13 protein-coding genes are annotated in these 15,055 nt (G+C 62.1%); 7 read left to right on the top strand and 6 right to left on the bottom strand.

Annotated elements, in window-relative coordinates:
* The first annotated feature begins 58 nt into the window (after nt 1–58).
* Nucleotides 59–1,396 carry a phosphoglucosamine mutase gene (glmM, locus tag R8L07_00065; protein ID MDW3203906.1) on the top strand — a complete coding sequence of 446 codons (1,338 nt, stop codon included), beginning with the start codon at nt 59–61 and terminating at the stop codon, nt 1,394–1,396.
* Here glmM and R8L07_00060 read toward each other — a convergent pair.
* A complete protein-coding gene (locus R8L07_00060; protein MDW3203905.1) occupies nt 1,393–2,271 on the bottom strand; it encodes a DMT family transporter in 879 nt (292 codons plus the stop codon). The two genes, glmM and R8L07_00060, sit on opposite strands and share 4 nt — an antisense overlap.
* A 501-nt stretch (nt 2,272–2,772) precedes the next feature.
* Here R8L07_00060 and urtA point away from each other — a divergent pair.
* The 6 genes from urtA to rpsD all read left to right on the top strand — a co-directional run bounded on the left by urtA (nt 2,773) and on the right by rpsD (nt 9,173).
* The gene (gene urtA, locus R8L07_00055; GenBank protein ID MDW3203904.1) at nt 2,773–4,005 is read left to right on the top strand and encodes an urea ABC transporter substrate-binding protein; all 1,233 of its coding nucleotides are present in this window, start codon (nt 2,773–2,775) and stop codon (nt 4,003–4,005) included.
* A gap of 106 nt (nt 4,006–4,111) precedes the next feature.
* On the top strand, nt 4,112–5,743 hold the full coding sequence (gene urtB / locus R8L07_00050; GenBank protein MDW3203903.1) for an urea ABC transporter permease subunit UrtB: 1,632 nt from the start codon (nt 4,112–4,114) through the stop codon (nt 5,741–5,743).
* A gap of 1 nt (nt 5,744) precedes the next feature.
* Nucleotides 5,745–6,899, top strand: a complete 1,155-nt coding sequence (urtC, locus tag R8L07_00045) for an urea ABC transporter permease subunit UrtC (GenBank protein MDW3203902.1) — start codon at nt 5,745–5,747, stop codon at nt 6,897–6,899.
* Nucleotides 6,896–7,642, top strand: coding sequence for an urea ABC transporter ATP-binding protein UrtD (gene urtD, locus R8L07_00040; GenBank protein ID MDW3203901.1), 747 nt, complete (start codon nt 6,896–6,898; stop codon nt 7,640–7,642). Before urtC ends, urtD begins: the two co-directional genes overlap by 4 nt.
* Before the next feature lie 12 nt (nt 7,643–7,654).
* Nucleotides 7,655–8,350 carry an urea ABC transporter ATP-binding subunit UrtE gene (gene urtE, locus R8L07_00035; GenBank protein MDW3203900.1) on the top strand — a complete coding sequence of 232 codons (696 nt, stop codon included), beginning with the start codon at nt 7,655–7,657 and terminating at the stop codon, nt 8,348–8,350.
* A 208-nt stretch (nt 8,351–8,558) separates the two neighbouring features.
* The gene (gene rpsD, locus R8L07_00030) at nt 8,559–9,173 is read left to right on the top strand and encodes a 30S ribosomal protein S4 (protein MDW3203899.1); all 615 of its coding nucleotides are present in this window, start codon (nt 8,559–8,561) and stop codon (nt 9,171–9,173) included.
* Between the two features lie 80 nt (nt 9,174–9,253).
* Here the strand turns inward: rpsD and R8L07_00025 are convergent, their stop codons facing one another.
* The 5 genes from R8L07_00025 to R8L07_00005 all read right to left on the bottom strand — a co-directional run bounded on the left by R8L07_00025 (nt 9,254) and on the right by R8L07_00005 (nt 14,954).
* Nucleotides 9,254–10,819 (bottom strand): caspase family protein, encoded by a 1,566-nt coding sequence (locus tag R8L07_00025; protein MDW3203898.1) that lies wholly within the window; start codon nt 10,817–10,819, stop codon nt 9,254–9,256.
* Between the two features lie 155 nt (nt 10,820–10,974).
* Nucleotides 10,975–12,048 carry a tartrate dehydrogenase gene (locus tag R8L07_00020; protein ID MDW3203897.1) on the bottom strand — a complete coding sequence of 358 codons (1,074 nt, stop codon included), beginning with the start codon at nt 12,046–12,048 and terminating at the stop codon, nt 10,975–10,977.
* A gap of 86 nt (nt 12,049–12,134) precedes the next feature.
* On the bottom strand, nt 12,135–13,448 hold the full coding sequence (locus R8L07_00015; protein ID MDW3203896.1) for an MFS transporter: 1,314 nt from the start codon (nt 13,446–13,448) through the stop codon (nt 12,135–12,137).
* 95 nt (nt 13,449–13,543) lie between these two features.
* Nucleotides 13,544–14,329, bottom strand: coding sequence for a TIGR03084 family metal-binding protein (locus R8L07_00010; GenBank protein MDW3203895.1), 786 nt, complete (start codon nt 14,327–14,329; stop codon nt 13,544–13,546).
* Nucleotide 14,330: 1 nt separating this feature from the next.
* Nucleotides 14,331–14,954: a glutathione S-transferase family protein gene (locus tag R8L07_00005; protein MDW3203894.1), complete on the bottom strand. Its 624-nt coding sequence runs from the start codon at nt 14,952–14,954 to the stop codon at nt 14,331–14,333.
* Between the last annotated feature and the right edge of the window lie 101 nt (nt 14,955–15,055).

Below are 15,055 nucleotides of genomic sequence, written 5' to 3'. Positions count from 1 at the left end.
TTGCTTCTGCCGGGACTTCGCCGCATAGATAGGACCTCATTGCAGTATGGAGTTTGGAATGTCTCGCCGGTATTTCGGGACAGATGGAATTCGCGGCACGGCGAACAGCGCACCCATCGAGGTCGACACGGTTTTGCGTCTTGCCCTGGCGGCGGGGGCGCATTTTCGGCGCGGGGGGCATCGCCATCGCGTCGTCATCGGCAAGGATACGCGGCTTTCTGGCTATATGCTGGAAAATGCCCTGACGGCAGGGTTCAGCGCCATGGGTATGGACGTGATGCTGCTGGGGCCGTTGCCGACGCCGGCGGTCGCGATGCTGACCCGGTCGATGCGCGCCGATGTCGGTGTGATGATATCCGCCTCGCACAACCCCTACCGGGATAACGGCATCAAGCTGTTCGGGCCCGATGGCTACAAATTGTCCGACGAAACCGAGATCGAGATCGAACGCCTGATGGACGAGGGCGTGGAGGATCGTGCCGCGCCGGAGGATATCGGCCGTGCGACCCGGATCGACGACGCGGCCGGACGTTATATCGAGGCCGTGAAGCGGACCTTTCCGGAAGAACTGAGCCTGGAAGGCATCAAGATCGTCGTCGATTGCGCCCATGGTGCGGCCTATAAGGTTGCACCGATCGTGTTGCGGGAACTGGGGGCCACGGTTGTTCCCATCGCCGTGAGCCCGAACGGCAAGAACATCAATGCACACTGTGGGGCGACATCGCCGACGGCAATGTGTGAATCCGTGATGGCGCATGGGGCGGATATCGGTCTGGCGCTGGACGGCGATGCGGATCGCCTAATCGTCTGTGACGAAAACGGCCGCGTTGTGGATGGCGATCAACTGATGGCGTTGATCGCGGATTCCTGGAATGCCTCCGGATTGTTGCGTGGCGATGTCGTTGCCACGGTGATGTCCAATCTGGGGTTCGAGCGCTTTCTTGCCGGTCGGGAGATCGGCCTCGTACGCACCAAGGTCGGGGATCGCTATGTCGTCGATGCGATGCGCGCGCAATCCTGCAATCTGGGGGGCGAGCAGTCAGGTCACATCGTCCTCAGCGACTATGCCACGACCGGCGACGGGCTGATTGCCGCGCTGCAGGTATTGGCCGTCGCGGCTCGCCAGGGCAAGCCGATGAGTGCCCTCAGCCGGGTATTCTCGCCGGTCCCGCAGAAACTGCACAATGTCCGGTATTCCGGCGGAAAGCCGCTGGACGCCGCACCGGTCAAGCGTGCGATCGAAGAGGCGGAAAGCACGCTCAACGGAAACGGTCGGCTCGTGATACGACCCTCCGGTACCGAGCCGGTGATCCGGGTGATGGCGGAGGCGGACGATCCCGCCCTGATCGACCAGGTGATTGCCCGGATTGCGGCTGCGATCGAGGCCGCCGCCTAAGCGGGGTCTGGTGGCGCGACCGGCCGCCTTTTGAGCCGCCATACCGCATGGGCCGACAGGGATCCCAGAACCACCGCGCCGCCGATCAGGGCATAGAGCCCTGGCGTTTCGTCGAGGATAGCCCAGACCCAGATCGGCCCGATAATGGTTTCCAGGAGCAACAGCAGGCTGACCTCCGCCGCGGGAAGGCGGCGCGGCCCCAGGGCAATCAGTCCGAAACAGATCGGCAGCAGGAAGAGCCCGAGAAAGGCGATCAGGGCCGCCTGGTTGTGGTCCAGGGCCAGAGGGCTGGCAAATGGCAGGGCCAGAAGGGCTGCAAGATAGCCCCCGACCGCGGTCGCCGGAACCATGTTCACCTGTTTGCGGCGCCGGATCAGAACGAAGCTGGACGCCAGCATGAGCGCTGCGAAGAGCGCCATTGCATCGCCCTGCAGGCTCGGCTGACTGCCGTGCCCCCCGGCGCTGTGGCCGTTCAGGCCCTCCGACATCACGATCGATATACCGATGAAGCCGACAACGATCGCAGCCCAGGTCTGCGGCGGCGTACGCTCCTTCAGGATCAGCCGGGACAGCAGCGCCGCGAAGAAGGGGGACGCAGCCAGGATCACCAGGGTGTTTGCGGTGCTGGTATGGTGCAGCGCGCCCATGAAGCCGAATGTCGTGCCGGTGTAACAGCAGGCAACGCCGATGCCGGCCAGGCCGCCGACCTTCAGACTGTCCCGGATCATGGATGGCCCGTAGCGTAACGTCAGAAAGCCAAGAAACGTCGTCGGGACCAGGACGCCGCGCCAGAACACCATGGTCCAGGCATCGGCATCGATCAGGCGCACGATCAGGGCGTCCGGCGTGATCAGCAGGACACCGAGCAGGGTCATCGCGAATCCGTTCCGGTACTGATTTGCCTGATGCTCGGCAGAAGCTTGAAACTCGGCCTGCAATTGGGGCTCCCCGCATGGGACGTCACATCGGACGTTCTCGTTTTTATGTGGATGTAGGTTTGTTTCTATCTATCCACGAATGGACAAGCGGAATCCAGCAAGGAAAGATCAATCTTCAAGAAATGACTAAAAATAGACCATTTGCTGCATATGCGAAATATCATGGTGAAATATTAGACATTTTTGTGAATGTGAGGTTGGAAAGCTCGTGTTGTTCGAGAGAATGAGTATCAGGTAAAATATTATAAATCATATAGTTAAACAGGATTTTCCGACAGATTCTGGTGATGGCATGGAACTTGCGGAGAAATGCTGCGCTGCGGTATCGCGGTTGCAATATTGGCTCGAAACGGGCCGCATTTCGAACAGGGGACAGCGATGAAATCAATGAAACTCATGGGGGCCGCACTTGCCGGTCTCGCCGGGTATGCGGGCGTTATGGGGACGTCCATTGCCCAGGATACGATCAAGGTCGGGGTTCTGCATTCGCTCTCGGGAACGATGGCGATTTCGGAAACCACGCTGAAAGACGCAATGCTGATGCTCATCGAAGAGCAGAACAAGAAGGGCGGCGTGCTCGGCAAGCAGCTTGAGGCGGTGGTCGTGGACCCGGCCTCCGATTGGCCGCTCTTCGCGGAAAAGGCACGCGAACTGATCGAGGTCGAAAAGGTCGATGTCGTGTTCGGTTGCTGGACGTCGGTCAGCCGCAAGTCGGTCCTGCCGGTCTTCGAGGAACTGAACTCGCTGCTGTTCTACCCGGTGCAGTACGAAGGGGAAGAGAGCCAGCGCAACGTGTTCTATACCGGCGCGGCCCCGAACCAGCAGGCCATTCCAGCCGTCGATTATCTGGCCGAGGTCGAGGGTGTGGAGCGCTGGGTTCTGGCCGGCACGGACTATGTCTATCCGCGGACGACCAACAAGATCCTTGAGACCTATCTGAAGGACCGTGGCGTCGCCGAAGAAGACATCATGATCAACTACACGCCGTTCGGTCATTCCGATTGGCAGACCATCGTCGCCGATATCAAGGCCTTCGGGTCGGCCGGCAAGAAGACCGCCGTCGTCTCCACGATCAACGGCGACGCCAACGTGCCGTTCTACAAGGAACTGGCGAACCAGGGCATTGAGGCTTCCGACATCCCTGTCGTCGCCTTCTCGGTCGGCGAAGAGGAACTAGCGGGGATCGACACCGGGCCGCTGGTTGGACATCTGGCCGCGTGGAACTACTTCATGTCGGTCGATACGCCGGAGAATGCAGAGTTCATCGAGGCCTGGCACAGCTTCATCGGCGACGAAGACCGCGTGACCAACGATCCTATGGAAGCGCATTACATCGGCTTCAACATGTGGGTCAAGGCAGTCGAGAAGGCCGGTACGACGGCGCCGGACGCGGTGATCGATTCCATCGTCGGCGTCGCGGTTCCAAATCTGACCGGCGGCTACTCAGCAATGATGCCGAACCACCACATCACGAAGCCCGTTCTGATCGGCGAGATTCAGGACGACGGTCAGTTCGCGACGGTCTTCGAGACGCCCGGGCTTGTGGTCGGCGATGCCTGGTCCGACTACCTTCCGGATTCCAAGGACCTGATCTCGGATTGGCGGGCGCCAATGAACTGCGGCAACTTCAACACCGCATCCGGCACCTGCGGCGGCATGCAGGGCCAGTAAATCGTTCCTGCAGGGGCATGGGCATCCTGCCCATGCCCCTGCTGCCTTCGACCGACCTCATCCGATCAACATCGTAACGGTGCGCCCACGCGCGGCGGAGGAAGACATGGCGTCTGCCTTGCGACTGATGCTTTTCGCCGGGCTTTGGCTCGGGTTGACCATGGGGGGCACGGCCACAGCCTGGGCCCAGACGGACCCGCGTTTGAGCCCGCTGCTGGAAGAGCTCGACACCCGAAACTTCAGGCAGAAGGCCAAGGCCGTTTCTGCCATCGCCGCCATCGACGACCCGATGGTCGTGCCATTGCTGAAGACATTGGGGGCAGGGGACCTCTACCGGCGCAAATCCGATGGGGCCTATTTTCGCGCGGTGCGCAAGGGCGGCACTTTCACACTCTACGATCTGGTTTCCGGGGACGAGGTGGAAACCCTGTCCAAGACCGCGCTCGATCGGATCATCGTCAACAATTCCATGCGCGGCCAGATCGACGCGCTTCTGGGGTCCCTGACGTTGCGGTCTGACGATCCGAAACAAAGGCTCAGTGCCGCCCAGTCCCTGCTCAAGGAGCGCGATCCATCCGGGCTCGACGCCCTGGAGGCCGCCATCGAGGCAGAGGAGATGGCCCATATTCGCGACGTGATGATCGCGGCGCGGTCCGCCATCGTCCTGTACGATACCGATGCGCCGTCGGCGGACCGGCTGGCGGCCATCGAGGCGCTGACGGCGCGTGGCGGGCGCAGCATGATGTCCCTTCTGTCCGGCGTGGCCGGCGATCCGGACCCGACGGTTGCGGAGGCGGCCGGGAAGGCGGCAGCCGCCATCGACAAGGAACTGCAGTTCTGGGCGCTGGGCCAGAATGTCTGGTACGGGCTTTCTTTGGGTTCCGTCCTGCTGCTGGCGGCAATCGGGCTGGCGATCACCTTCGGCGTGATGGGCGTGATCAACATGGCGCATGGTGAACTGGTCATGCTGGGCGCCTATACGACATTCGTGGTGCAGGACGGGATCCGGAATGCGGCGCCGCATCTCTTCGACTACTCGCTGTTGATCGCGGCCCCGCTGGCCTTCGTCATCGTCGGCGCGGTCGGGATCGCAATCGAGCGGGGCGTGGTGCGCTTTCTGTATGGTCGGCCACTGGAAACACTGCTGGCGACCTGGGGAATCAGCCTGCTGTTGCAACAGACGGTGCGGTCGATCTTCGGTCCGACAAACAAGGAGGTCGGCAACCCCTCCTGGATGACGGGCGGGTTCGAACTCGGTTATCTGACCATCACGTATAACAGGCTCTGGATTCTGGTCTTCGCCCTGGCGGTCTTTGCTGGGTTGCTGCTGTTGCTGAAGAAGACCGCAATAGGTCTGCAGATGCGCGCAGTTACCCAGAACCGGGCCATGGCATCGGATATGGGCGTACGCAGCGGCATGGTCGACGCGCTGACCTTCGGCCTGGGTGCCGGGGTCGCGGGCCTCGCCGGGGTCGCGCTCAGCCAGATCGACAATGTCTCCCCAAATCTGGGGCAGGGCTACATCGTCGACAGCTTCATGGTCGTCGTCTTCGGTGGGGCCGGCAATCTGTGGGGCGCTCTGGCAGGGGCGTTCTCGCTCGGCATTGCGAACAAGTTCCTGGAGCCGTTCTCCGGTGCGGTGCTGGCCAAGGTTCTGGTGCTGGTCTTCATCATCCTGTTCATCCAGAAACGGCCGCGGGGCCTGTTCCCGCTGAAGGGCCGGGCGGTGGAGTCCTGACATGGCGGAAACCTCCTTGATCGGCCGGGCCGTGGCGATGCGCTCCCAGGCATTTCTCATGGTGCTGGTCGCGGCGGCGATCATCGTGCCGGTGCTGAACCTAGCCGTGCCCCCCGGATCCTTCCTGCATGTGCCGAGCTACGGCGTCTCGCTGTTCGGAAAGTATGTCTGCTATGCCTTGCTGGCACTCTCCATCGATCTGATCTGGGGCTATTGCGGGATCCTGTCCCTGGGACATGGCGCCTTCTTCGCGTTGGGCGGCTATGCCATGGGCATGCATCTGATGCGCGAGATCGGGCCTCGGGGTGTCTACGGTGATCCGGTCCTGCCGGACTTCATGGTGTTCCTGAACTGGCAGGAACTGCCGTGGTTCTGGTACGGCTTCGATTCCTTTCCCTTTGCGCTGTTGATGACCGTCGCGGTACCGGGCCTGCTGGCCTTTGTATTTGGCTGGTTCGCCTTCCGCAGCCGCGTCACGGGTGTCTATCTGTCGATCATCACGCAGGCGATGACGTTTGCCCTGATGCTGGCCTTCTTCCGAAACGAGATGGGGTTTGGCGGCAATAACGGCCTGACCGACTTCAAGGACATTCTGGGCTTCAACCTGCAAAGCGACGTGACCCGATGCGGCCTGTTCGTGGTCAGTGTCGCGGCACTGGGTCTGGGCTATTCGATCTGCCGCTTCGTGGTTACCTCAAAGGCCGGGAAAGTGCTGGTGGCGATCCGTGACGCCGAAAGCCGGACCCGGTTCCTAGGATACCGTGTCGAAGGCTACAAACTGTTCGTTTTCGTCCTGTCGGCCATGTTGGCGGGGGTCGCCGGTGCGCTCTACACGCCGCAGGTCGGCATCATCAATCCCAGCGAATTCAGTCCCGCGAACTCGATTGAAATTGTTGTCTGGGTGGCAGTCGGTGGGCGCGGGACGTTGATCGGCGCGGTGCTGGGGGCGGTCATCGTCAACGGGGCCAAAACCTTGTTCACGGGCTGGTTCCCCGAAATCTGGCTGTTCGCCCTGGGCGCGCTGTTCGTCGGTGTCACCCTGTTCATGCCGAAAGGGGTGATGGGGCTGCTGCGCGGCGATGCGGGCGGGGCCGGGAAGGTCAAACTGCTGCTGGAGAAACTCGGCGCAGCGCGCGCGGGAAGGATGTTGCGATGAAGGAAACCAACGCGCTCCTCTATCTGGACAATGTCACCGTCTCTTTCGACGGGTTCAAGGCGATCAACAATCTGTCCCTCTACATCGAACCGGGTGAATTGCGTGCGGTTATCGGTCCGAACGGTGCCGGGAAAACGACGATGATGGACATCATCACCGGGAAAACCCGGCCCAACACCGGCGACGTTCTCTGGAAGGGGGAGGTCGATCTGACCCGGGAAGATGAAGCAAGTGTTGCGAGGCTTGGCATCGGCCGCAAGTTTCAGCGTCCGACCGTGTTCGAAACCCACACCGTCGAAGACAATCTGCGGCTGGCGCTGAAAGCGGAACGCGGTGTCTTTGCCACCCTTCTCGCCACTGGCAGCCGGACCGAACAGGCCCGCATTGACGCGTTGCTGGACCTGATAAGACTGGCGGACCGGCGGTACGAGGCCGCGGCCGATCTGTCGCACGGGCAGAAGCAATGGCTGGAGATCGGCATGTTGCTGGCACAGGAGCCGGAACTGCTGCTGGTCGATGAACCCGCGGCGGGCATGACCGATGACGAGACCAGAGAGACAGCCGAATTGCTGCGCGGCATTGCCGGTGAGCGGTCGGTGATCGTTGTCGAACATGACATGGACTTTGTCCGCATGCTGGATGTCCGTGTAACGGTGCTGCACGAGGGGTCGGTACTGTCGGAGGGCAGCCTGGATCACGTCAGCGCCGACCCGCGTGTCGTTGAAGTCTATCTGGGCCGATAGGGAGGGGACGGCATGCTGAACGTCGAGGATGTCGACCTTCATTACGGCGCCGCCCAGGCCCTGGCGAAGGTTTCCCTCCGGGCCCAACCGGGGGAGGTGACCTGCCTGCTGGGACGGAACGGCGTGGGCAAGACCAGTCTGCTGCGCGCGATTGTCGGGCGCCAAAGAATATCCGGGGGGCGGATCGGATGGCAGGAGCGGGAGTTACAGGGGCTCCGCCCGGATCAGAGAGCCAGATTGGGGGTGGCTTCTGTTCCGCAAGGGCGCGAGATATTCCCGCTCCTGACCGTTCGTGAGAATCTGGAAGTCGGCTTCGCGCCCCTGCCACGCGCTCAGAGGACAATCCCCGACGAGGTGTTCGACCTGTTCCCGGTGCTCGGGGATATGCTGGCGCGGCGCGGCGGCGATCTGTCCGGCGGGCAGCAGCAGCAGCTTGCAATCGGCCGGGCGCTGGTGACGCGGCCGAAACTGCTGGTCCTGGACGAGCCGACGGAGGGGATCCAGCCATCGATCATCAAGGATATCGGCCGGGCAATCGCGCATCTGCGGGGCAAGGGCGGCATGGCGATCCTGCTGGTGGAGCAGTATTTCGATTTCGCCCGCGATCTCGGCGACCGATTTTTCGTCATGGATCGGGGTGAAATCGTGCATTCGACTGACAGGGCCGGTATGGTCGAGGCCGACGTTCGCAAGTGGTTGACGGTCTGATCCAGGGTGGAGAATAGCGGAATTCCGCCATCGGGGTTTGACAAGTCACAATTGGGCTGATACTTCGGCGCGCTTTCCGGGAATGTGGATTGCGTCGGGCCCAGGCCCCCATGCGCTCTCCCGCCACTCGAACGCCGTAATCGGCGGGCTGGGATCGGACTACCGGGACAACTTGGCACAACACCGTGAGACAACGGGAGAGTACACTATGTCGAAGCGTATCAACGCAAAGCACAAGATTGACCGCCGCCTTGGCGTCAACCTCTGGGGCCGCCCGAAGAGCCCGTTCAACAAGCGCGAAACCCCGCCGGGCCAGCACGGCCAGCGTCGCCGCAAGCCGTCCGATTTCGGTACGCAGCTGATGGCGAAGCAGAAGCTGAAAGGCTACTACGGCAACATCGGTGAGAAGCGCTTCCGGAAATACTACGAAGAAGCCACGCGCCTGCGCGGTGACACGGGTGAGAACCTGGTCGGCCTGCTGGAGCATCGCCTGGACGCCATCGTCTACCGCGCGAAGTTCGTTCCGACCGTCTTTGCCGCCCGTCAGTTCGTGAACCACGGCCACGTTCTCGTGAACGGCCGTCGCGTCACGGTCGCGTCCTACAAGGTGCGCGTCGGTGACGTCATCGAAGTTCGCCAGAAATCCCGCGAAATGCCGCTGGTCCTGGAAGCCATCCAGAGCGCCGAGCGCGAAGTTCCGGAATACATCGAGGTCGACCACAACAAGTTGACCGCCTCCATCACCCGCACGCCGAAGCTGGAAGACATTCCCTACCCGGCGCAGATGGAACCGAACCTCGTCGTCGAGTTCTACTCGCGCTAATCGACGGTTTGGACTTTGTTTTGCGAAAGGCCGGGTCCAGTGGATCCGGCCTTTTGCTATTGCGGGCTGACCGTTTCGCTCTAGAGCTTGGTCAGTTCGATTATGAGTATGCAGGAAAACCCGTTCGGGGTGATGAATTCGATCCGGTCGCCGCTTTCATCGAGATCCAGGAAGAAGACGTTCCGGCTCTGGACCCAGCGGGGTATCCGTGCATCGACCCGCAGGCGTCCGCTATCGTTGACTGTCATCTTCAGGTTGGCGTAGTGCCCCTGGCTTGATTCCAGTCGGCCCGATGACTGCCCGTCGACCAGTTCGAAATCGATCGAGGCCGTCTCGCCGGTCCGGCAGAAGGCATCGCTGCCCTGGCTCTTGCCGACCGACCAGTCGAGGCGCCAGAGACTTCCGGACGGGGCGACTGGTTCCGGGGATGCGGCAGGGGTGCCCTGATCCGGCAGGGCGGCAACTTGCTGTGTCGAACTGGAGGTTTCCTGCTGGCTCGATTGGGGCTGGCTGATTTGCGCCTGATCGATCAGGGCCTGCTGACGGACCTGGGCAAGCTGCGCATAGAAGGTATCGCCGTAGTTTTCGATCAACGGTGTGAGCAGGGACGGATCCTTGCTGTCCTTGACGCTCTCCCAGAAGGCTTTCGCTTCGTCGAGCCGGAGGGCTCTGGCCTGTTGCGCCTCGAGTGTCTCGCGCGCGGCGGTCAGGGAGTCGATGCGCTGTCGGGCAATGCCGGCAAAAAGCCCGTCCGGATACTGCGCCAGATAGGTTTCGAACAGGGCAAGATCGTTGCTGGTGGCGATGGATCGCCAGAATTCGATTTCCGCATCGGCGTTGGAATCCTCGGCCGATACAGGCGCAGCCGGTGCAGCTTCTGTCACGGCGGGGCGTTCCGGGGTGAAGAAGAAGTCGCCTGTCAGAGAGGAGCTCTCCCAGGGAACCTGCTGCTTCCCGGTGCGTTCCATGACCTCGACACGTACGCGTTTGAAGACCTGTTCCACCGGCAATCCGGGGATCATCAGGGCCTTGATCAGTGCGGCGGTGTAAGGGGAGTTGCGTCCTGCGCCATCGGCCGCGACGTCGCCGGGGGCCGTGGAATAGGCCAGAAGCGTGCCGTATGGGGCATCGACCTTTGCCAGCCCGCGGCTGCCGGACCGGCTGAGGCTGGGAAAGGGATTGTCCCGGCAGGCGTCGAGCACCACCATGTTGAGGCGATTACCGGCACTCTCCAGGCTTTGCATAACGGTCGAGAGGCGCAGCGACTGGATCTCCAGATCCAGGGAATCCTGAATGTCCGCATCGATCGGGATCAGGTAGTTCTCGCCGTTCGCCTGAACCGCATGACCGGCATAGTAGACCATGGCGACGGTATCCTCGCCCGCCGCGCGGACGTCGCGGCTGAAGCGGACGACCGCCCGCTGGAGGTCGCGGTAGCCAAGGTCGGTGACGAGGGTGACGTCGAAACCTGATGTCTCCAGGGCCTGCTGCATCGACCGGGCATCATTCGTCGGGTTGGCCAGGGGCCCGACACCGTAAGCGCCGTTGCCGATGACCAGCGCCTTGCGGACCTCCCCGGTGCTTGCGGCGGCATGAACCTGAAACAGAAGACCTGTCCAGAAAATGGCAATGACAAGAAACCGCATGACTCTTCCCTGCAATTACAAACGCTTCGACACCTAGGTTTTTCCGACCTTAGCACGTATGGGACGATTTGGGGCAGGATCGTACTCGCCTCAACGGCAATGCACGGACCCGAAAGATTTGAGGGGTGTTTCGCGGTGACCGCCGGCTAATCGGATCAGACGTTCGATCCACGAATGGCGCCGATCACGGCATCGGTGACTTCCCGTGTTGTAGCCGTGCCGCCGACATCGGGCGTTCGAATGCCCGCCTCGCAGACCTGCTCCACCGCCCGCATCAGACGCGCGGCGGCGTCCGGCTCTCCCAGGTGTTCCAGCATCTGGGCCCCGGTCCAGAAGGTGGCGATCGGGTTGGCGACCCCCTTTCCGGTGATGTCGAAAGCGGAGCCATGGATTGGTTCGAACATCGAAGGAAACCGGCGTTCCGGATCGATGTTGGCGGTCGGTGCGACCCCCAGGCTGCCGGCCAGCGCACCCGCCAGGTCCGACAGGATGTCGGCATGCAGATTGGTGGCGACGATCGTATCCAGGCTTTGCGGCTTCAAAGTCATGCGCACGGTCATGGCATCGACCAGCATCTTGTCCCAGGTGACGTCTGGAAACTCCTGTGCCACTTCGGCCGCGATCTCGTCCCACATTACCATGCCGTGGCGCTGGGCGTTGGATTTCGTGACAACGGTCAGCAGTTTGCGCGGACGTTTCCGGGCCAGTTGAAAGGCATAGCGCATGATCCGGGCGACCCCGGTCCGGGTGAAGATCGCAACTTCGGTCCCGACCTCTTCCGGCATCCCGCGATGGGCACGGCCGCCATGGCCCGAATACTCCCCTTCCGAGTTCTCGCGGACAATGACCCAGTCGAGATCGCCGGGCCCGACATTGCGAAGGGGGGACGAGATACCGGGCATGATCCGGGTCGGCCGGACATTGGCATACTGGTCGAACCCCTGACAGATCGGCAGTCGCAGCCCCCATAGCGTGATGTGATCCGGCACGTCCGGCGCGCCGACAGCGCCGAAATAGATCGCATCGAATGCTTTCAGGCGCTCCATGCCGTCCGTCGGCATCATCGCTCCGTGCTTCTTGTAGTAATCCGAACCCCAGTCAAAGGTCTCGAATCGGAATGCGATATCGCCCATGCGCGCCTGCAACGCTTCCAGTACGGCCTGCCCCGCCTCGATGACCTCCGGCCCGATGCCGTCGGCCGGTATGGCGGCGATCCGATATTCGCGCATGGTGTTCCTCCCCGATCCGTTCCTGGGCGGGAGACTACGGCATGCGCCGTGGTTCATTCAATTGCAGTTGGTTCTGATAGCTTGGCCTATTTGGTCGACGGGCTGTAATGCGGGACATCCTCCCCGCCGTTCAGTTCGTCGCGGCCGAAGGCGGCTTCGATGCTTTCGTCGACTTCCGGGTGCGGCGCCCGCGGGTCCAGTTGCGAGATCGCCGTCGAACTGGCCGGCATGTTGACATAGGCTGGCCGTGCCTCGGCGGGCGGCGCCGAACGCCGCATCATGCGATACAGCGCGAACAGGATGAAGAAACCGCAGAAGAAGATCGAGTGCATGAAGAGGCCCGCCGGACCGACCAGGTCCATCAGCGCCGAGGCCGTCAAGGGTCCGATCGTCATGCCGAAGGCGAAGGCCAACATCAGTGTCGCGCAGAGTGGCACCATTTTGGCCGGCGCGACAAAGTCGCCGGCATGGGACAGAAGCACTGGATAGATTGACATGGCGAACCCGCCGACGACGAAAACGATGGCTGTAGTCGCCCAGATCGGCAGATCCGGTGTGATGGCCAGAACGATGCTGAAACCTGCAACAGCGGCCATCCCGAAGATCATGACCTTGCGACGGTCGGTCTTGTCGGAGGCCCATCCCATCGGCCATTGCAGCAGCAGCGCGCCCAGTTGCAGGGCGGAACTCAGGATCGCAGCGCCTGAGACGCCGAGCCCGATCTCGACCGCGTAGAGCGGCATCAGATTGTTCAGCGGGCTGTTGGACATGCCGAGGCAGATGCAGCCTACGATGGCCAGAGGGGTGGTGCGATAGACACTCAGCAGCCCCATGCGTTCGTTGCTGGGCGGCGTTGGATTCCCGCCATGCCGCAGGGCGACCGGCACCAGCGACAGGGAAAACAGGGCGCTGACCAGCATGAAGTGCCAGTTCCCCGTGATCGAGGCGAAGGTGAAGATCAGCGGCCCGGATGCTTGCGCCAGCTTGTAGAGGACCATGTAGGCACCCATGACACGCCCGCGGACGGACTTGTCCGTTTCCCCCGAAATCCAGCTGTCGGACACGGTCAGAAGGCCCGCGAAACAGATGCCGGAAATCAGGCGTGCCCCGGTCCAGAGTACCAGCGATGTGTCGATGGCAAAGGCGAGGGTGAAGGCCGACAGGATCGTCGCGAAGGCGGAAAAGGCACGGATATGGCCGATGCGCGCAATCAGGCGTGGCGCATAGATGCAGCCGCCCAGGAAACCGGCGGAAAACCCCGCCGCCATGATGCCGATCTCGGTGGATGTGAACCCGGCCTCGTTCATGCGCAGGGGCAGAACAGCGGTCAGCAATCCCATGCCGCCCTGCAACAGGACGACCCCGGAAATGATAGCGCTGACGGCAATGATCGGATTCATGAGACGGACATGTGATACCAGCCCCGTCAGCTTAGGCCAATTTCCGCATTGGCGGAACATGTTCGGGACGCAAACTGTCTTGTTTTGGACGAATGCTATCGAATGTGCCGTGTGCCGGGCGCCGGCGGCGTCATCGGCGGGCCTGCGAAGCATTGCGCACAGGCCATCCATGCTTCGGCATGGGCCCCCGATACGCGAAGGGCGGTGTCCGCGACGTTCCGGCATTGGGTGACGACTTGGCAGAAGGCTTCGGCCGGTCCCTCGATCAGGCCGCCGGTATCGTCGTCGCCGAAAACCCATTCCGAGCCGGATGGGGCCGTCAGGCGCAACATCGGCGGAGGGGCAGGGGGCTCCTTCCCTCGGTTGGAGAAGCTCCAGGCATAGGTGTTGATGCCCAGGACAACGATGTTTCGAATCCGGTCGTCATTCTGTCGCGCAACGCCCAGATGGTCGTAGATCGCCTGACCGTGCGCCCAGGTTTCCATCAGCCGTGCGGTCATGGAGGACCGGGCACTCATGTCCGGTCCGGCCCAGCACAGACGCCGCTTGGGATCGATGCCGGCATACAGGCCCGCCACTCGCGTTACGTCGGCTGCCCAGGCCTCAAGCAGTGCGGCGCCGCGCGGATCGTTCAGAAAGTCGCGTTCAAAGGCGCGCATGCCGTTCCGGTTCGACAGGGCGTCATCGATTCGCGTCGAGAGCGTGTCAGGATCGGTGATCTGCAGCGCTGCCATGCCGTTCCAGAAATGCAGGTGCTGCAGGATATCGTTGATCGTCCAGTCCTTGAACTGAGTCGGTTCGTCGAAATGGTCCGGCGGTATCGACTTCAACAGTGCGTGCAGTGCAAGGCTTTCCGCCCGGAAATCCTCAGCCTGTTGCATGTCACCGCGTCTCCTCGAAGGGCGTCATGGGGATGAAGCCGGGCAGGGCGGCGACGCGGTCCAGCCACTTCCGGACCGCTGGATAGGGGGCCAGGTCGATGCCTCCCTCTTCGGCCACACTGGTGTAGGAGTACAGTGAGACGTCCGCGACGGTCGGGTCATTTCCTACGGCCCAGTTTGCATAGGAGAAATTCATCTCCATCAGAGACAGGGCGTTGCGCCCCTTTGCCCGCTTCTCCTCGATCAGCTTTATCCGCTCCGGCGTCATCTCCAGATGGTGCGCCCAGAAACGGGCGACGGCGATATTGGGTTCGTGCTCGTATTGCTCCCACATCAGCCAGCTCAGAACCTGTGCGCGGGCGAACCGATCCTGCGGTAGGAATGGCGTACCCTCGGCCAGATAGCACAGGATCGCATTCGATTCCGCCAGCACGCGACCATCGGCAAACTGCAGGGCCGGAATGCGTCCGACCGGGTTGATCGCCAGGAATTCCGGCGTCCTGGTTTCGCCCTTGTGGATGTCCTTCAGGACCAGTTTGTAATCGATGTCGAGCAGGCTGAGCATGAGGCGAACCTTGTGCCCGTTACCGCTCTCCAGGCAGTCGTAGAGTGTCAGATCGGTCATCGTGTGCTCCTGAAGTTTTGCCGCATAGTGCCCGAGCCCTCGGGGGCGGCAAGATCGAAAGCCTCTGCCTGGGGTAAGAAAAACTGGGTCATGGAAACCCA

Source organism: Alphaproteobacteria bacterium (assembly GCA_033344895.1).
Lineage (GTDB): Bacteria > Pseudomonadota > Alphaproteobacteria > UBA8366 > Aestuariispiraceae > Pacificispira.
This window is presented reverse-complemented; position numbering and strand designations above follow the sequence as displayed.